The sequence below is a fragment of the Pseudomonas sp. NPDC089401 genome (genome assembly GCF_044749485.1).
Classification (GTDB): Bacteria; Pseudomonadota; Gammaproteobacteria; order Pseudomonadales; family Pseudomonadaceae; genus Aquipseudomonas.
In genome coordinates this window covers 1-16,819 of sequence record NZ_JBIVIA010000003.1, presented here as the reverse complement: position 1 = coordinate 16,819, position 16,819 = coordinate 1, and the positions used below count along the sequence as shown (strand labels likewise).

Sequence of the window (16,819 nt, the reverse complement as noted above, 5' to 3'; positions counted from 1 at the left end):
ATTGTTGACTGAACGGTCAGTCAATAAAGTATTTCGGGCTTTTTCTTACAGACTTCATCTTGTAAGTTTGTAGGTCATTTCCGATGGAGCTGCACATGCAAGGCAAGGCCCGCAAGATCGTCCAGGCCATTCTCTACGAAGCCATCGCCGTGGCCTGCGTGGCACCGGCCCTGGAACTGGCATTCGGCGCCGGCATGGCCCAGTCGACGGTGCTCTCGGTGCTGATGTCGGGCATCGCCATGAGCTGGAACATGGCCTACAACTGGGCCTTCGAACGCTGGGAAGCGCGCCAGCGCCAGCGTGAGCGCACGGTGCTGCGCCGGGTGCTGCACGCGCTTGGCTTCGAGGGCGGGCTGGTGCTGATCCTGCTGCCGCTGGTGGCCTACTGGCTGGGCGTCAGCCTGTGGGCGGCGCTGCTCACCAACCTGGCGCTGTTCGTGTTCTTCTTCGTCTACGCCTTCGTGTTCCAGTGGGGCTTCGACAAGGTCTTCGACGTGCCGCTGTCGGCGCAGCAAGCCAAGTGTTGACTTGGCCATGCCTGCCGGGATAAGTTCCATCACCATGAATACCTTCCCGCACGTGAACTCCATTATTATTACCGCCATTATCAGCTTGGCGGGCTAGCGCGTACGTGCACCTAACCCGCCCTGGAGGCGGGTTTCTTCTCTCTGACTCCTGGGCAAAGCAAAAAAAAGCCAAGGAGTTGCACCTGATGACCAGCCTCAACGTCAGCCCCCGTACACCGTCCACGCCCCAGCAGCTGCTGACCGACCAGGTACGCCGCATCCTCTCGGCGCCGGTCTACGACCTGGCCATCGAAACGCCCCTGCAAGCCGCCCCTGCGCTGTCGGCGAGCCTGGGCAACCAGGTGCTGCTCAAGCGCGAAGACCTGCAGCCGACCTTCTCGTTCAAGATCCGCGGTGCCTACACCCGCCTGTCGCGCCTGAACACGGCCCAGCGCGAGCGCGGGGTGATCACCGCCTCGGCCGGCAACCATGCCCAGGGCGTGGCCCTGGCGGCGGCGCACCTGGGCCTGAAGGCGACCATCGTCATGCCCACCACCACGCCCTCGCTGAAGGTCGAAGGCGTGCGTTCGCGGGGCGGCCATGTGGTGCTGCATGGCGAGAGCTTCCCCCATGCCCTGGCCCACGCCCTGAAGCTGGCCGACAGCGAAGGCGCAACCTTCGTGCCGCCGTTCGATGACCCGGACGTGATCGCCGGCCAGGGCACCGTCGGCATGGAGATCCTGCGCCAGCAGCCGGGCGCGCTAGACGCGATCTTCGTGCCGGTCGGTGGCGGCGGCCTGGTGGCGGGCATCGCCGCCTACGTGAAATACCTGCGCCCCGAGGTCAAGGTGATCGGCGTCGAGCCGGAAGACTCCAACTGCCTGCAGGCCGCCATGGCCGCCGGCGAGCGGGTGATCCTGCCCCAGGTCGGCAGCTTTGCCGACGGCGTCGCCGTGGCGCAGATCGGGGCCCATTGCTTCGAGCTGTGCCGCCACTTCGTCGATGAAGTGGTGACCGTCAGCAGCGACGAACTGTGCGCCGCGATCAAGGACATCTACGATGACACCCGCTCGATCACCGAGCCGTCCGGTGCCCTGGCCGTGGCTGGCATCAAGAAGTACGTGGCCCGCGAAGGCGTGCAAGGGCAGACCCTGGTGGCCATCGACTCCGGTGCCAACGTCAATTTCGACCGTCTGCGCCATGTGGCCGAGCGCGCCGAACTGGGCGAGCAGCGCGAGGCGATCATCGCGGTGACCATCCCCGAGCAGCCGGGCAGCTTCCGCGCCTTCTGCCAGGCCCTGGGCAAGCGCCAGATCACCGAATTCAACTACCGCTTCTACCCGGGCAAGGAAGCGCGCCTGTTCGTCGGCGTGCAGACCCACCCGGTGCACGACCCGCGTGAGCAGTTGCTGGCCAACCTCCGCGAGCAGGGCTACAACGTGCTCGACCTCACCGATAACGAGCTGGCCAAGCTGCACGTGCGCCACACGGTTGGCGGGCATGCCGCGCCTGGGGCCGACGAGCGTGTGCTGCGCTTCGAATTCCCCGAGCGGCCAGGGGCGCTGCTGGGCTTCCTCGAGCGCCTGGGCAAGCGCTGGAACATCAGCCTGTTCCATTACCGCAACCATGGCGCGGCTGAAGCGCGGGTGTTCGCCGCGCTGGAAGTGCCAGCCGATGAGCAGGCCAGCCTGCCCCAGGCGTTGGACGAGATGGGCTACCGCTTCTGGGACGAAACCGCTAATCCGGCCTATACGCTGTTCCTCGGCTAAGGTTGTCCTGGATCAACATCCCCTCGCACGATCGGGCGGATCCTCATGGGCAGTCAGACCTGCCAGGAGGATCCGGTCATGCGCAGTACCTTCTTTATTCCACCCGTGAACATCATGGGTACCGACTGCCTCGAAGAGGCCATGGACGCCATCGCCGGTCACGGCCTGCGCAAGGCCCTGATCGTCACCGACCAGGGCCTTGCCAGGGCCGGGGTTGCCGCGCGTATCGGCCGCCTGCTGGCCTTGCGTGACATCGATTCGGTGGTGTTCGACGGCGCCAGGCCCAACCCGAGCATCGCCAACGTCGAGGCGGGCCTGGCCGTGTTGCAGCGCGAGCGCTGCGACTGCGTGGTGTCGCTGGGCGGCGGCTCGCCCCACGACTGCGCCAAGGGCATCGCCCTTTGCGCCACCAACGGCGGGCATATCAGCGATTACGAGGGCGTCGACCGTTCGCGCAAGCCGCAGTTGCCGCTGATCGCGATCAATACCACGGCGGGTACCGCCAGCGAGATGACCCGTTTCTGCATCATCACCGACGAAACGCGCCACGTGAAAATGGCCATCGTCGACCGCAACACCACGCCGATCCTCTCGGTCAACGACCCGGCGTTGATGGTCGCCATGCCCAAGGGGCTGACCGCGGCTACCGGCATGGATGCGCTGACCCACGCCATCGAGGCCTACGTGTCCACGGCCGCCACGCCGATCACCGATGCCTGCGCGCTCAAGGCCATCAGCCTGATCAGCGAAAACCTGCGCCTGGCAGTGAATGACGGCAATGACCTGCAGGCGCGGGAGAACATGGCCTACGCCCAGTTCCTCGCCGGCATGGCGTTCAACAACGCGTCGCTGGGCTACGTGCATGCCATGGCGCATCAGCTGGGCGGGTATTACGACTTGCCCCACGGCGTCTGCAATGCGGTGCTGTTGCCCCATGTGCAGCGCTTCAATGCCCAGGTCAGTTCGGCGCGCCTGCGCGATGTGGCCAAGGCCATGGGGGTCAAGGTGTGCGGGCTGGATGCGGGGCAGGGCGCGGGGGCGGCGATATCGGCCATCGAGCACCTGGCGGTGGCGGTGGGGATTTCGGCGGGGTTGGCGGAGCTGGGGGTCAAGCTCGAGGATGTCGGGATCCTGGCGGAGAATGCCTTGAAGGACGCCTGTGGGTTGACCAATCCGCGGCCGGCCAGCCAGGAAGAGATCGAGGGGATTTTCCGGGCAGCTTTCTAACTGATGGTCATCGGCCTCTTCGCGACTAAAGCCGCTCCCGCAGGCTGGCGCGGTCCCTGTGGGAGCGGCTTTAGCCGCGAAGCAGGCGACGGGGTCTTCAGCGCTCGCGCATGAAGAACCCGGCGACGAACTTGCGGAAGGTCTCCAGGCTCTTGAAGTCCGCATAGCGCTTGAAGTTCTCGGCGTCCGGCTCAGGCCCCATGGGCTTTTCCAGCAGCGACACGGACAACACCCGGTCCTGGTCCGAGGTCAGCACCAGTTCATCCATCACCTGCCCACCGATCACCGGCCGGCGCATCTGCACCTTCACGCCCTTGCTCGCCATCCAGTCGATCAGCGACACCAGCGCCTTGAGCGGCTCGCGCTCCTCGTCGCGATACACCGGGAACAGGTGCGCGCGTGACAGCACCGGCACGCTGGCCACGTGGATCAGTTCATAGAAGTGGCTGCCGGCGGTGGCCGGCGAGTAGAGCGCCAGCGCCAGCAATGGCCCGGACGCGCGGTTGCCACCCCAGTACAAGTGATGCCCCTGGAAGTCGAAGCCATCCTCGCTGCGGTTGTTGAACAGCTTGCGGCCCTGGATCTGGTCGACGCAGTCGAGCATCAGCCCATGGCGGCGGTGGTTACCGAATACCGTGGCTTCGCGCAGGCGGGCCTTGAGCATCATCATGTGCTTCATGTCCAGCCGCGTTTCCAGGTAGTTGCTGGCCGGCACTCGTTCCAGCAGCGGGTAGCGGCTGGCCACGTTGCGCAGTTCGGCGAACTGGCCGGTGAGGTCCTTCTTCAGGTGCGTGGCATACAGGTTGAGGCCGCTGGTCTCGATCCAGGTCAGCAGCAGGGATAGCAGGCGCTGCTGTTCACGGCGTTCAGCGTTGTCACCTGAAGCGCTGCCGTTGCCGTCGGCCTTGCGAAAGTCGGCGATCAGCCGCAGCGGTGTGTCTGGCGCCAGCCAGGCGGCGGGCGGGGCTGGGTCTTCCTCGCGCTCGCCGGCTTCGCGTTCGTCCTTGCTGAAGGGGCAGCCGGTGGCGTGCTCGGCGGTACCGGGGTTGTTCTTGAGAAACAGCGTGCCAGTGCTGCCATTGAGGGTGACATTGAGCACCGGCAAGGCATCCTTGCGGCAATCGCAGGCCAGCCACTGATTGGCGCTGCGCACCTTCATCAGCAGCTGGTTGGCCTGCAGCAGGCGAGGGCCGGCCAGGTTGCCGGTGGCGAAACCGGCCAGCAGTTCCTCTTCGGCCGGGGTGAGGCTGCGCACCTGCGCGGCGGTTTTGTCGATGATTCGCATGAGGCAGCTCCAAGCTACGAGCCCCAAGCTTCCGGCAAACGCGCCGCGCTTTCAACTCGTCGCTCAACTGCCGCCGAACATCTTCGCGGCGCGAGCGCGGATTTCGTCGGGGCTCAGGTCTTCCTTGTGGGTGGAAACGAACCAGATATTGCCGAACGGGTCCTTCAAGGTGCCGCTGCGGTCGCCATAGAACTGGTCCGTCACCGGGTGCAGTTGCGTGGCGCCGGCGGCCAGGGCCTGGGCGTAGACCTTGTCGCAATCCTCGACATACAGGTGCAGGCCGACGCCGGCGCCGGCGAGTTTCTGGCTGGCGGTGAGGCCGCCTTCGCGGTCGCAGGGGTCGCCGAGCATCAGCGAAGAATCACCGATGCGCAGTTCGGCGTGGCCGACAGTACCGTCCGGGCCCTCGAGGCGGAACATCTCGGTGGCGCCGAAGGCCTGCTTGTAGAACTCGATGGCCTTGGCGGCATGGTTGATGGCCAGGTAAGGGGTGATGCTGTGCTGGCCATCGGGGATGGGTTTGGCAGCCATGTTCGACTCTCCTGTGCGTGGGGCGCCGATTGACGCCCTGTTGCCTTAGAGTCGCTTGCGCCGCTGGAAAATCGACCGTGCTGCTAGATCGATTGCCTATAAGCGCGGCCGTCAGAAGATGTAGTCGGTGGTCAGGAAGCTCGACTGGCGGTTGCGGATGATCTCGCTGATCAGGTGTTTGTTGGCCTCCTGGAAGCGGGTCGCGACCAGGGTGCGGATGGAGAACACGCGCAGGGCGTCGTGGACCGACAGGGTGCCTTCGGCACTGTTCTTGCGGCCGTTGAACGGGTAGCTGTCCGGGCCGCGCTGGCACTGGGCATTGAGGTTGATGCGCCCGACCTGGTTGGCGAAGGTGTCGACCAGGCTGCCGATGGTCGCCGGGTCGTTGCCGAACAGGCTGAGCTGCTGACCGTAGTCGGAGTCGAGCACGTAGTCGATCACCGTCTGCAGGTCGCGATAGGGCACCACCGGCACCAGCGGGCCGAACTGCTCCTCGTGGTACACGCGCATCTCGTGGTTCACCGGGTACAGCAGCGCGGGGTAGAAGAACGAGCCGCGGCGGCTGCCGCCACCTTCGTTGAGCACCCGTGCGCCCTTGGCCGTGGCATCGGCCACCAGGCCGTCGAGGTAGTCGACCTTGCCCGGTTCCGGCAGCGGCGTCAGGGCCACGCCCGGCTCCCACGGCATGCCTGGCTTGAGCGCGGCAAGCTTGCGCTGGAACTTGTCGAGGAACGCTTCGACCACTTCTTCATGGACGAACAGGATCTTCAGCGCCGTGCAGCGCTGACCGTTGAACGACAGGGCGCCGGTGAGGGCTTCTTCCACGGCGTTGTCCAGGTCCACCTGGGGCAGCACGATGCCGGGGTTCTTGGCATCCAGGCCCAGGGCGGCGCGCAGGCGGTGCGGGCGCGGGTGGAGCTTTTTCAGGTCGGCGGCGGCCTTGTGGGTGCCGATGAAGGCGAACACGTCGACCTTGCCGCTGGCCATCAGTGCGCTCACCGTCTCGCGGCCACGGCCGTAGATGACGTTGATCACCCCAGGCGGGAAGCTGTCGCGGAACGCTTCGAGCAGCGGGCGGATCAGCAGCACGCCGAACTTGGCCGGCTTGAACACCACGGTGTTGCCCATGATCAGCGCCGGGATCAGCGTGGTGAAGGTTTCGTTCAGCGGGTAGTTGTAGGGGCCCATGCACAGCGCCACACCCAGTGGCGCGCGGCGGATCTGGCCGAGCGTGCCTTGCTCGAGCTCGAAGCGGCTGGAGCGGCGGTCGAGGTCCTTGAGGGCGTTGATGGTGTCGACGATGTAGTCGCAGGTGCGGTCGAATTCCTTTTCCGAATCCTTGAGGTTCTTGCCGATCTCCCACATCAGCAGCTTGACCACGGCACCGCGCTGTTCGCGCATGCGCGCGAGAAACGCTTCGACATGCTGGATGCGTTCGGCCACGCGCATGTTCGGCCATGCGCCACGGCCCTTGTCATAGGCGTCGACCGCCGCGTCCAGGGCGGTGAGGGCGGTGTCGGCGTCGAGCAGCGGCGCGCTGCCGAGGATCACCTGGCGCTCGCCGTCGCCTTCCTTGAGCCAGACCGGGCTGCGCACCGTGGCCAGCGGGCCGTCCCAGCGCCTGAGCTGGCCATTGACCAGGTAGTCGCGCTGTTCCAGCGGTGCGCCCAGGCGCCAGTTTTCGGGAATGTCTTCGGCATTGGGAAACAGCGAATCGAGCAGGGCATCCATGGGTACTGCACCTCACTAGTCTGGGTGGGTGAAACGCTTCAGCTTCGAGCATGCGCCTGGCGAAAGAAAAACACCAGTCTGGCTCAATATTGCCTACGCTGCGCCGATACAGGATCAATCGCGCTCGCCTGCAGGCTTATGACACCCACCAATTCCCCCGTATCTACCGAGCAGAAACCGGCCAGCGGCTCGCTGCGCCAGACCGTTTACCGGCTGTTGCCGGTGGGCTTCGCCCTGGCCGGTATCACGGCGTCGGTGACGCTGGGGCACCTGGACGCGCAGCGCGAGCCTGCGCAGCCGCCGCTTGGCCTGTTCGATTCCCCGATCTTCTGGTTCGCCCTGACCTGCACCGGCCTGTTCAGCCTGTTCACCGCGCAGATCAACCGCAAGCAGCGCCAGCTGCGCCAACGCAACCTCGAACTGCGCCGTTCCCAGGCGCAACTGCAGCGCCTGGCCCACTACGACACCATCACCGGCCTGCCCAACCGGGTGCTGTTCCAGCAGCAGCTGGCCGAGGCCACTGCCCAGGGCCATGGCCTGGCCGTGCTGTTGCTGGACATCGACGGTTTCAAGCAGGTCAACGACAGCCTTGGCCATGCCATGGGCGACCTGCTGCTGCAGCAGGCCACGGCGCGCTTCCTGCAGGAACTGGACACTGGCGACCGCGTCTGTCGTCTCGGCGGCGACGAATTCGTGTTCATGCTCCAGGGCACCCAGGGCCAGGTCAATCACCAGGTCCGCCACTTGCTGCGCTGCCTGCAGCGGCCGTTCGACCTCAATGGCAACGCTGCGCTGGTCACCGGCAGCATCGGCGTGGCCTGGTGCCCGCAGCACGGCAATGATGTCGGCAGCCTGTTGCGCCACGCCGACACCGCGATGTACGCGGCCAAGGAGGGCGGGCGCAATGCCTGGCGCCCCTATCACCCGGACATGACCGCACGGCTGCACCAGCGCCTGGAACTGGAGCGCAACCTGCGCCGGGCCTTGCAGGACAACGAGTTCGAGCTGTGGTACCAGCCCAAGGTCGACCTGTTCAGCGGCCAGCTCGAAGGCGTCGAGGCGTTGCTGCGCTGGCGTGACCCCGAGCACGGCCTGATCCCACCGGGTGAGTTCATTCCGCTGGCCGAGCGCAGCGGGCTGATCATTCCCCTCGGCGAACGCATTCTGGAGCTTGCCTGCGCGCAGCTGGCGGCCTGGCGAGCTGACGATTGCCTGCCTGGGCCCTTGGCGGTCAACGTGGCGGCGCTGCAGATCGAGCGCAGCGACTTCGTCTCGAGCCTGGCCATGGCCCTGGAGCGCCACGGCCTGGCGCCCAGCTTGCTGGAAGTGGAAATCACCGAAAGCCTGTTGATGGAGAGTCAGCAACAGGCCTGCGAGGCCTTGGCCCAGTTGCAGGCCATGGGTGTGGCCACGGCGGTGGATGACTTTGGCACCGGTTATTCGTCGCTGGCGTACCTGCGCGCCTTGCCCATCGACCACCTGAAGATCGACCGGGCGTTCATCAAGGACTTGCCCGGTGACGATGATGCGGTGGCGATCGCGCGGGCGATCATCGACCTGGGCCATGCCCTGGGTTATCGCATCACCGCCGAGGGGATCGAAACCCAGGAGCAGTATGACTTCCTGCGCAATGCCGGCTGCGACCAGGGGCAGGGCTATCTGCTCGGTCGGCCCATGCCGGCTGCCGAGCTGTCAGGCTGGATCGCGCGCAATCCGCTGCGGATTAGTCATATATAGAAAAAGCAATACACAACTATGTCGTTAGATGGAGAATTTGACGTCATAAATTACACTCAGGTGCTGTCAAAATGCCGCTTGCCAACCCGCAGGCTTGCATCTTAAATTGTTACCGAATGTGAATGCAGCGGAAATAGTTGATACCTTCAATATCAACCAGTTATGCGTGTTCTTGCACTGACATCATGTTCTTTCCCGATCAACCCCGTTGGCAACATCAAAGGACGTTGAAAAGACATGAAAGCGAAACTGGCGGCGGTTGTACGCAAATTCATCTCGCCTTCCATGCGTTATGAACTACGCAATGTATCGGGCAAGTTACGCCTGCTGCTAGCTCGCGCCTGCGTCTGGCGGTGGGAGGTGGCCAGGTTTCGGCTGGAGCAGCAAAGCCGCTACGAGTTTCTCTACATCGGCCGCAAACAGCAGCGCGAGGTGGCCAGCCTGCTGATGGGGGGCAAGGATGTGTCGGTGGTCGACGTGGCGGCACGCGCCGCCCGTGACCAGGTGGTGCTGGTGAGTGAGCTGCCCACTGCCGGCGCGCTGTCCGTGCCGCACTTCATCAGCGCGGTGGTACCCCTGGGGCGCCCCCTGGACGAAATCATCGCCCGCTACGACAGCGAACTGCGCCGCAGCATTCGCAAGAGCCGCGGGCTCTACCAAATGCGCCAGGCCCATTCGGACGAAGAAATCGCCATGGCCGACCGCGACCTGCTGCGGCCCTACGCCACGGCTCGGCAAGGCGAAAAGGCCGCGCAGTTTTCCACCGAGGGGGTGTTCCGCCTGGCCCGGGGCGCCGGCCGGCTCGACCTGATCACGTTCAATGACCAGGTGGTGGCTTGCCACCTGGGGTGCGAGGTCATCCGCGGTGGCAAGCGCTACTGGAGCACCTTGCGCTTCGGTTACTGCGAAGCGGTGTTCTCGGACCCGAAAAAGCTTCGCGAAGTCAATTCCATGACCACCTTCATGACCCTTGAATGGGCCTTGGCCAACGGCTTCGACTACCACGATATCGGCTTGTGCGTGGCGCGCCCGGACGATGGGCTGCTGCGCTGGAAGCGCCGGCGTGGCGGCGATGTGGACCCCCTGAACAACCACGCCTGCCTGTTCGTGCGCCTGCCCAGGACCGGGGCGGCCGATTTCCTCTGGGAAACGCCGTTGTTCGCGATGGAAGGCAGCAAGGTCACCCTGCACCTCGGCCTCCCGGAAGCGGCCAGCGACGAAGAGATCGCCCACCGTTACCAGGAGATGGTGTTCGGTGGCCTGCACAAGATCTACCTGCACAGCGCCAAGCGGGCAGGGGAGGCATTCGTGCAGACCTTGCGCAGCCGTTACGCGGGGTTTCCCAGCCCACCGATTCTGGAGCATGTCGTCAGCCGCTGAGCGGCAACCGTCCAACTTGTACTGACCTGGCCTTCAGCGGAGGGCGCACCATGGGTACCGAGGCTTTGCAATACGGCATGCCAGCAGCGATCGAGCGTCCGAGGTGGACCCTGGCAGCCTATCGACACCTGGCCAGGAAGCACCTGGCCCATCGAGCCGAACCGCAACTCAGGAGCCTGGCGCACAAGACCTGGGAAATCGCCCCGGCGGAAAGCGGCGGGACCACGCCGCCGGCGATCTTCCTGCCGGGCCAGATGGAGCGGGTGACGGGTTGGCAGGAGGGGCTGTTCTTCCCCTACGTGCACCCCGGCCCGACCATGCAGGGTGGGAAGCCCGTCGCGCACGGCCCGACCCGCGGTTTTCTGCTCAAGGACGTCTGGTTGATCGATGGTGCCTTGTACAAAGGCAATGCCACCCAGTGGCTGTCGTTGCGCCATGTCAGCTTTCCGTCACTGCGGATCGAGCATGAGATCGCCCGCGCGGCCATCTATTGTTCGCACAATGGCAACCGCTGGTTCGGCACCTGGCTGATGGAGGATTGCCCGACCTATGCCCTGGCCTGCAACGAGGGTACGCCGGTGACCACCGCGCCCTCGGCGCGCCATCCCATGTTCGGCCAGGCGCCCGCCTACGAGGCCTGGCTGGGCATGCAGCCGCTGCGCTTGCGCACGGCGTTCTTCCGAGAGCTGGTGTTGTTCGATGACATGAGCAACAACCGCAATCGCTACCAGCGCTACCGCGACATGGGCCACAGGCTGCTATCCCATGTGCCCCATGCGGCACACCCCGGTGTGTTCATTCTGCGCGGCGGCGCTGGCGAATTGCGGATGTTGCGTAACGAGCTCGAGCTTGCCGAGCACCTGCGTGTCACCCGCGGCTTCAAGGTGATCGATCCCCTGAAGTTGCAGGTGTCGGAGATCATTGCCGCCTGCGCCGGTGCCCAGGTGGTGATGGGGGTCGAAGGCAGCCAGCTGGTGCACGGCGTCAATGTGCTGCAAGCGGGGGGCACGATCTTCGCCCTGCAGCCGCCGGACCGCTTCGTCAGTTATTACAAGTTCCTGGCCGACCGTGACGGGCAGCACTTCGCCTTCGTGGTAGGCCTGCCGGAAGGCGATGGCTTCCGCATCGATATCGCGGAAGTTGAGCGCACCCTGGACCTGCTGCCAGGGCAGTGATCAAAGTCTGCAACGCGAGTGATTCGTTATTTCACCTGCGTAACACTCCCGGCGCTCGGGTTGGCGCCCATGGCGCGCCGCCCGGGCGCAGCCATGGTGCGCAATCGCAGCCTTCGCAAGCGCTGAAACCCCCGAAACAGACACCTCGTGACGGCGCAGATCGTCCTTGATATTCAAGCGGCGATAATTTGACGTATCGGCAAGATGCCCATTGATTTTTATTATGGTGTCGGATCATTGACGTAGTGTCACTCTGCCCATAAGCTCAAAAACAGGCAGCGATTACTACTTCCGTACACACCCATAATAACTATCTGTCCTCTTTGCAGGAGGGGATCATGCGCTCGACTCTCTTCATCAAATCGATATTCCTGTTGGTGTTATTGAGTGGTGCAGCACGGGCCGCTGACTCTTACATGAGTCAGACCAATATTGTTCCCCTGGCCACGGCAGGCTGGTTGTTCGGTTTTGCCGTCATCGGTTTTGTCGCCGTTGCCAACCGCAAAAAGATCTAGAACTTGCACACCCATCGCGATGCCAATGGCTTGACGCGGAAGAATGGACGTTTGTGGTTTTCCAGCGGGCCATTGCTTGTCAATTTTACAGCCGTTGCTATATTCCACTGACCAGCGCCCGGCGGGCGCCAAGCGACGGTGACAGGTGTGGCGGCATCGCGGTAGCAGGGCCCTCAGGAAGACCGGGGCCCAGGCAGCGCAAGCGGCGCTGCCACGTGGAGCGAGAGGTTTGCAGTTGTACTCATTCAGTGCTCTTGACCTGGGCCGTCTGGCCGGAGGGACCCCTCATGAAACGCTTGCTGCTGCCAATCTTCCTTTCAGTGCTTGCCGGATGCGCCACTCAGGTTGCCGACCGGTCCGATCCCTCTACCTGCCTGGGCGAATGCGCCACCGCAGTTACCGAACCTGTCTCTGCATCGCCTAATTACGCGACCTACCTGCTGAGCCCGGGCGACAAGCTGATGGTTTCCGTGTGGCAGGAAGATACGCTGCGCCAGGAAACCGTCGTACTGCCGGATGGCAGCATCACCTTCCCGCTGGCGGGGCGGGTCGACGTGGCCGGCCTGGATGCCACGGCGGCGGCGAAGAAAGTCGAGACCGCGCTGCAGCCTTATCTCGCCCAGCCCAATGTCAGTGTGGTGGTCACCAGTACGGCCGGTAACCTGGTGTACGTGCAAGGCAAGGTCCTCAAGCCTGGCGCCGTGCCGATGGCCGGGCCGACCTGGGTGCTCCAGGCCCTGAGCATGTCGGGTGGAATGGACAAATTCGCTGACGAAAGTGCCATCAAGGTGATTCGTGGGCAAAAAGTGATGCCGGTGCGATACAAGGACCTGGTTTCCGGTCGTGACATGTCCACCAACTTCCAACTTCAGGCTGGCGATACGCTGGTCGTACCTTGAACTCGCAAACAACTAAGAACGACTTGTGCCTATTAATAAAACGACGAGTGTTGTAACGGCAATCATTATGATGCCGTTCTCCGGGGCGGTCAGCGCCGCCAATTGGCAGTCTTCCGTCGTGGTGCCGACGACGGTCGAGTACGACAGCAACCCATTGCTCCTGACGTCCAAGGAGAAAGGTGTGATGCGTACCATCATCGATCCCGACGTCAAACTGACCGGCCAGTTCGACCAGGACCAGCTGCTGCTGGGCCTGGGCCTGCGCGTCCTGCATTCGTCGGACCGCTCGGTGGTGGATAACCGCGAAGACCCCAACGTTCGTCTGGGCTGGCAGCGGGCCACGGAAACCGGCGGTTTCGGCCTGCTGGCCAAGTATGTGGAAAGCTCCACCCTGTCCGGCGCGGTGCAACAGACTGGTGTAGTGAGCGCGGTCGACGGCACCCAGAAGATGTCGACCCTGACGGGTAACTGGAGCAGCGCGATTTCCGAGCGCAGCACACTGGCCAATGAGCTGAACTACAACCACGCCCGCTACGACTCCGCCACGTTTACCGATTACGACGAGTATTCCAACAACTTCACCTGGACCTATGCCTGGAGCGAGCGCACCGACCTCATCACAGGCTTCGAGGCCCGACGCTACGATCCGCGGATCACCAGTACCACCACCGCCGTTGCCACCAACAGCTATGTCCCCAGCCTCGGTATCAAGCATCGGTTCAGCGAACAGTGGGAAGCGGACGCGCACATCGGTGTCAACAAGACCAGCGGCTCCGGCGGTGGCCAGCGTGGCGAGGGCGGGGCGTCGCTGTACTATCGCGGTCAACGCACCGACGCCAGCGTGACGGCCCTGCGCAGCACCGTGGCCAGCGCCGAGGGCGGCTTCACCCAGGTCGACAGGGTCAGCGGCGTCTGGAGCTACACGCTCAGCGAGCTCAACCGGGTGGGCGCCGAGGCGTCCTGGCTGGACAGCAAGGGGGAAACCCCGAACACCCTGTATACCTATGGCGTGTGGGCCAGCCGCGAAATTTCGCCGGCCTTGGACCTGCGCCTGTCCTTGCAGTACAAGGAGCGCCAGCAGAAGGGCCTGCCCGACGCCGACGCCACGATTGCCGGTTTGACACTGACGTACCGATACCCCGACATCTGATCATCGGATTGGTGGCCACTATGAAAGCTGAGTACGAGCTGTCCCTCAAGGATTACGTCGCCATCATCAAGGACCGCGCCCTGTTGCTGGGTGTGGTCGTGGTGGTCGTGCTGGCGGCGACCATCGGCGTCGCGATCAGCGTGCCACCGATCTATCAGGCCACCGGGACCATCCTGGTGGAGTCGCAGTCGATTTCCCCGGACCTGGTTTCCGAGGGCAACAGCACCGCCGCCGACGAGCGCATCGAAGTCATCCGCCAGCGGGTGATGACCCGCGAGAACCTGCTGCGGATCATCGACAAGTACAGCCTGTTCGCCGACAAGGGCGGGCGCCTGAGCGAGACCGACAAGATCGAGCAGATGCGCAACGCCATCGTGGTCACCACGCTCAGCACCTTCATCAAGGGGCGCGGCGAGGCGACCGTGGCCTTTACCGTCGCCTACGAGGACAGGCGCGCGGAGGTGGCCAAGGAAGTGGCGGACGAACTGGTCGCTCTGTTCCTCAACGAGAACGTCAAGCAGCGCACCGAGCGGGCCACCGAGACCACCGAATTCCTCACCCAGGAGGCCGACAAGCTGGGCACGGAACTGGCCACCCTGGAAAACCAGCTGGCCGACTTCAAGCAGGCCCACGCCAACGCGCTGCCGGAAAACCAGCAACTGCGCATGAGCATGCTGTCGCGTGCGGAGCTGGACTTCCGCGAAGTCGACCGTGACTACAAGGCCGCCCAGGAAGAGTTGCGCTACCTGGACCTGGAACTGGCCGCGGCCAATTCCGGCGCGTCCACCCAGGCCGCCAACGGCAGGGCGGCAGCGCCCGACCCGCAAGACCTGCCCAGCCTCAAGGCCGAGTACGCCCGCCTGCTGACCAAGTACACCGAGGCCCACCCGGACGTGGTGGCGATCAAGCGCAAGATCCAGTTACTGCAAGCTTCGGGTCAGAAGGGCATTGCCGCCGCGGCCTCGAGCAATCTCGATGCAGCCCGGGTGCGTACCAAAATGGCGGCGACGCAATCGAACATCGCATCCCTGGCCGAACAGAAACGTCAGATCTCGCAGAAGATAGCCGACTACGAGGCCGACATCCTCGAGGCGCCGCAGGTCGAGCGTGGCCTGGTGTCGTTGCTGCGTGACCATGACAACGCCAAGAAAAAGTACGAGGAGATCCGCGCCAAGGAAATGAACGCGAAGATCACCGAAAGCCTCGAGCAGGAGAACAAGGCCGAACGCTTCGTGCTGCTGGAGCCGCCGTTGATGCCGGAGAAACCGGTCAAGCCCAACCGCAAGAAGATCGTCGCCGTCGGCGTGGTGCTGGCGCCGGCTGCCGGTGCCGGGCTGGTGATGCTGCTGGAGATGCTCAACCAGCGCATCCGTGGCGTCGGCGCCCTGGAAAGCGTACTGGGCAAACGCGTGCTGGTGGCCGTGCCGTACATCAGCACCCAGGCTGACCAGGCCCGGCGCAGGCGGTGGAAGCTGCTGCTGGTCGGCGCCGTGCTGGTGGGTATTGCTATCCTGCTGGTACTGGTCCACGTGTTCTACATGCCGTTGGACCTCCTGCTGTACAAGGCGATGGCGCGGTTTAGCTAGGGAGCGCAGCAATGGACAGACATCCGCAGTCTTCAGGCAAGAACATTCACCAGGTTTCCCCCTCCACCCCCCCGGCTGCACCGGAAAAACCCGAGCCGCCAGGGGATTTCGACTACGTGCAGACCCAGGTGGTGCCCCTGCGCGCGGAGCACCTGGAGCGTAACCGCATCGTCTCCTACAACAAGAATTCGAACATGAACGGCCCGATCGACCTGCTGCGCACCCAGGTGCTGCAGGCCATGGAAGAGAACGGCTGGCGCACCCTGGCGATCACCTCGCCGACGCCGGAGGCGGGCAAGACGGTGCTGGCCGTCAACCTGGCCATGAGCATCGCCCACCACACCACCAAGACGGCCTTGCTGGTGGACTTCGACCTGCGCCGGCCACGGGTCGGCAGGGCACTTGGCCTGCCGATGGAGAGGGCGCTCAACGAACTGCTGGAGGGCAAGGCCTGGCTGGAGGAAGTGCTGGTCAACCCGACCTTGCCACGCTTCGTGGTGCTACCGACCCGCGAACCGATCCCGATGTCCACCGAGGTGCTGTCCTCACCCAAGGTCAGCAGCCTGATCAGCGATTTGCGCGACCGTTATGACTCGCGAATCTGCATCTTCGACCTGCCACCGCTGTTGAGTTCGGACGATGCGATCACCGTGTTGCCGAAGTTCGACTGCGTGCTGCTGGTGGTGGCGAACGGGGTGAACAGCAAGAAGGACATCGAGGATTGCCTGTACCACCTGGCGGGGGCGAACCTGATTGGCGCGGTGTTGAACAAGGCCGACGAACAGCCGCGGACCTATTACTGACCGGTTTCGCCTGTGCCGGCCTCTTCGCGGGTGAACCCGCTCCCACAGGTATGGACTGCCCCCAAAAAGTTGGACAGTTCTAAGCAGCAGCCTGAGTCCTGTACTCAACAGGGCTCAGGCCATTAAGCCTCAGCTTGATACGGTTATGGTTGTAGTAGTGAATGTACTCATCCAGACCCGCTCTCAACTCATCAATACTTTCGAAACGCTTCAGGTAGAAAAACTCGGACTTCAGCGTGCCGAAGAAGCTTTCCATAGCTGCGTTGTCCAGGCAATTGCCTTTACGAGACATACTCTGCTTCACCCCTCGTGCGCGGAGCTTATGGCTGTACTGGGCTTGCTGGGAATGCCATCCCTGGTCTGAATGAAGCACGAGCTTCGGCTGCTCTCCCAGGCAGTCGAGTGCCTTGTCGAGCATGTCCCCAACCAAGCTATAGCGCGGGCGACTGGCCGTTTCGTAAGCCACGATCTCGCCGTTATACAAATCCATTACCGGCGATAGATAGAGCTTCTGTTCCGCCACTT

General features: G+C 63.8%; 15 protein-coding genes. 11 read left to right on the top strand and 4 right to left on the bottom strand.

All coding sequences use genetic code 11. The annotated features are described in order from the left end of the window. Window positions 1–95: 95 nt before the first annotated feature. The 3 genes from ACIP21_RS07610 (at window position 96) to yiaY (ending at window position 3,502) form a co-directional block, all read left to right on the top strand. Window positions 96–527: a PACE efflux transporter gene (locus ACIP21_RS07610; RefSeq protein WP_400685929.1), complete on the top strand. Its 432-nt coding sequence runs from the start codon at window positions 96–98 to the stop codon at window positions 525–527. Between the two features lie 185 nt (window positions 528–712). Further along, window positions 713–2,275 carry a threonine ammonia-lyase, biosynthetic gene (ilvA, locus tag ACIP21_RS07605; protein WP_400685927.1) on the top strand — a complete coding sequence of 521 codons (1,563 nt, stop codon included), beginning with the start codon at window positions 713–715 and terminating at the stop codon, window positions 2,273–2,275. 78 nt (window positions 2,276–2,353) lie between these two features. Continuing rightward, window positions 2,354–3,502 (top strand): L-threonine dehydrogenase, encoded by a 1,149-nt coding sequence (gene yiaY / locus ACIP21_RS07600; RefSeq protein WP_400685925.1) that lies wholly within the window; start codon window positions 2,354–2,356, stop codon window positions 3,500–3,502. A gap of 97 nt (window positions 3,503–3,599) precedes the next feature. Here the strand turns inward: yiaY and ACIP21_RS07595 are convergent, their stop codons facing one another. From ACIP21_RS07595 to ACIP21_RS07585, 3 genes are all read right to left on the bottom strand, one after another. After that, complete coding sequence (locus ACIP21_RS07595; protein ID WP_400685922.1) at window positions 3,600–4,787, bottom strand: hypothetical protein; 1,188 nt, start codon at window positions 4,785–4,787, stop codon at window positions 3,600–3,602. A gap of 63 nt (window positions 4,788–4,850) precedes the next feature. Next, entirely contained in the window at window positions 4,851–5,318 is a 468-nt protein-coding gene (locus tag ACIP21_RS07590) for a VOC family protein (protein ID WP_400685920.1), read from the bottom strand. Between the two features lie 111 nt (window positions 5,319–5,429). Continuing rightward, entirely contained in the window at window positions 5,430–7,049 is a 1,620-nt protein-coding gene (locus ACIP21_RS07585; RefSeq protein WP_400685917.1) for an NADP-dependent glyceraldehyde-3-phosphate dehydrogenase, read from the bottom strand. Between the two features lie 138 nt (window positions 7,050–7,187). Here ACIP21_RS07585 and ACIP21_RS07580 point away from each other — a divergent pair, with 138 nt between their 5' ends. The 8 genes from ACIP21_RS07580 to ACIP21_RS07545 all read left to right on the top strand — a co-directional run bounded on the left by ACIP21_RS07580 (window position 7,188) and on the right by ACIP21_RS07545 (window position 16,294). Then, complete coding sequence (locus ACIP21_RS07580) at window positions 7,188–8,786, top strand: putative bifunctional diguanylate cyclase/phosphodiesterase (RefSeq protein ID WP_400685914.1); 1,599 nt, start codon at window positions 7,188–7,190, stop codon at window positions 8,784–8,786. A 237-nt stretch (window positions 8,787–9,023) separates the two neighbouring features. After that, window positions 9,024–10,166 (top strand): hypothetical protein, encoded by a 1,143-nt coding sequence (locus ACIP21_RS07575; protein ID WP_400685912.1) that lies wholly within the window; start codon window positions 9,024–9,026, stop codon window positions 10,164–10,166. 50 nt (window positions 10,167–10,216) lie between these two features. Continuing rightward, window positions 10,217–11,341 carry a glycosyltransferase family 61 protein gene (locus ACIP21_RS07570; RefSeq protein ID WP_400685910.1) on the top strand — a complete coding sequence of 375 codons (1,125 nt, stop codon included), beginning with the start codon at window positions 10,217–10,219 and terminating at the stop codon, window positions 11,339–11,341. Window positions 11,342–11,679: 338 nt separating this feature from the next. Beyond that, a complete protein-coding gene (gene eppA / locus ACIP21_RS07565) occupies window positions 11,680–11,856 on the top strand; it encodes an EPS-associated small membrane protein EppA (protein WP_400685908.1) in 177 nt (58 codons plus the stop codon). 287 nt (window positions 11,857–12,143) lie between these two features. Then, window positions 12,144–12,755: a polysaccharide biosynthesis/export family protein gene (locus ACIP21_RS07560; RefSeq protein WP_400685906.1), complete on the top strand. Its 612-nt coding sequence runs from the start codon at window positions 12,144–12,146 to the stop codon at window positions 12,753–12,755. Window positions 12,756–12,825: 70 nt separating this feature from the next. After that, window positions 12,826–13,905 carry a hypothetical protein gene (locus ACIP21_RS07555; protein WP_400687093.1) on the top strand — a complete coding sequence of 360 codons (1,080 nt, stop codon included), beginning with the start codon at window positions 12,826–12,828 and terminating at the stop codon, window positions 13,903–13,905. A 20-nt stretch (window positions 13,906–13,925) separates the two neighbouring features. Further along, the gene (locus ACIP21_RS07550) at window positions 13,926–15,491 is read left to right on the top strand and encodes a GumC family protein (protein WP_400685904.1); all 1,566 of its coding nucleotides are present in this window, start codon (window positions 13,926–13,928) and stop codon (window positions 15,489–15,491) included. 11 nt (window positions 15,492–15,502) lie between these two features. Next, entirely contained in the window at window positions 15,503–16,294 is a 792-nt protein-coding gene (locus tag ACIP21_RS07545; RefSeq protein ID WP_400685902.1) for a CpsD/CapB family tyrosine-protein kinase, read from the top strand. A 79-nt stretch (window positions 16,295–16,373) separates the two neighbouring features. Here the strand turns inward: ACIP21_RS07545 and ACIP21_RS07540 are convergent. After that, a partial coding sequence (locus ACIP21_RS07540; RefSeq protein ID WP_400685899.1) for an IS3 family transposase occupies window positions 16,374–16,819 on the bottom strand: 446 nt, incomplete at its 5' end.

Bases quoted from the DNA above. Each gene is read 5' to 3' on its own strand.
- ACIP21_RS07610 (WP_400685929.1), top strand. From the start codon at position 96: ATGCAAGGCAAGGCCCGCAAGATCGTCCAGGCCATTCTCTACGAAGCC.
- ilvA (WP_400685927.1), top strand. From the start codon at position 713: ATGACCAGCCTCAACGTCAGCCCCCGTACACCGTCCACGCCCCAGCAG.
- yiaY (WP_400685925.1), top strand. From the start codon at position 2,354: ATGCGCAGTACCTTCTTTATTCCACCCGTGAACATCATGGGTACCGAC.
- ACIP21_RS07595 (WP_400685922.1), bottom strand. From the start codon at position 4,787: ATGCGAATCATCGACAAAACCGCCGCGCAGGTGCGCAGCCTCACCCCG.
- ACIP21_RS07590 (WP_400685920.1), bottom strand. From the start codon at position 5,318: ATGGCTGCCAAACCCATCCCCGATGGCCAGCACAGCATCACCCCTTAC.
- ACIP21_RS07585 (WP_400685917.1), bottom strand. From the start codon at position 7,049: ATGGATGCCCTGCTCGATTCGCTGTTTCCCAATGCCGAAGACATTCCC.
- ACIP21_RS07580 (WP_400685914.1), top strand. From the start codon at position 7,188: ATGACACCCACCAATTCCCCCGTATCTACCGAGCAGAAACCGGCCAGC.
- ACIP21_RS07575 (WP_400685912.1), top strand. From the start codon at position 9,024: ATGAAAGCGAAACTGGCGGCGGTTGTACGCAAATTCATCTCGCCTTCC.
- ACIP21_RS07570 (WP_400685910.1), top strand. From the start codon at position 10,217: ATGGGTACCGAGGCTTTGCAATACGGCATGCCAGCAGCGATCGAGCGT.
- eppA (WP_400685908.1), top strand. From the start codon at position 11,680: ATGCGCTCGACTCTCTTCATCAAATCGATATTCCTGTTGGTGTTATTG.
- ACIP21_RS07560 (WP_400685906.1), top strand. From the start codon at position 12,144: ATGAAACGCTTGCTGCTGCCAATCTTCCTTTCAGTGCTTGCCGGATGC.
- ACIP21_RS07555 (WP_400687093.1), top strand. From the start codon at position 12,826: ATGCCGTTCTCCGGGGCGGTCAGCGCCGCCAATTGGCAGTCTTCCGTC.
- ACIP21_RS07550 (WP_400685904.1), top strand. From the start codon at position 13,926: ATGAAAGCTGAGTACGAGCTGTCCCTCAAGGATTACGTCGCCATCATC.
- ACIP21_RS07545 (WP_400685902.1), top strand. From the start codon at position 15,503: ATGGACAGACATCCGCAGTCTTCAGGCAAGAACATTCACCAGGTTTCC.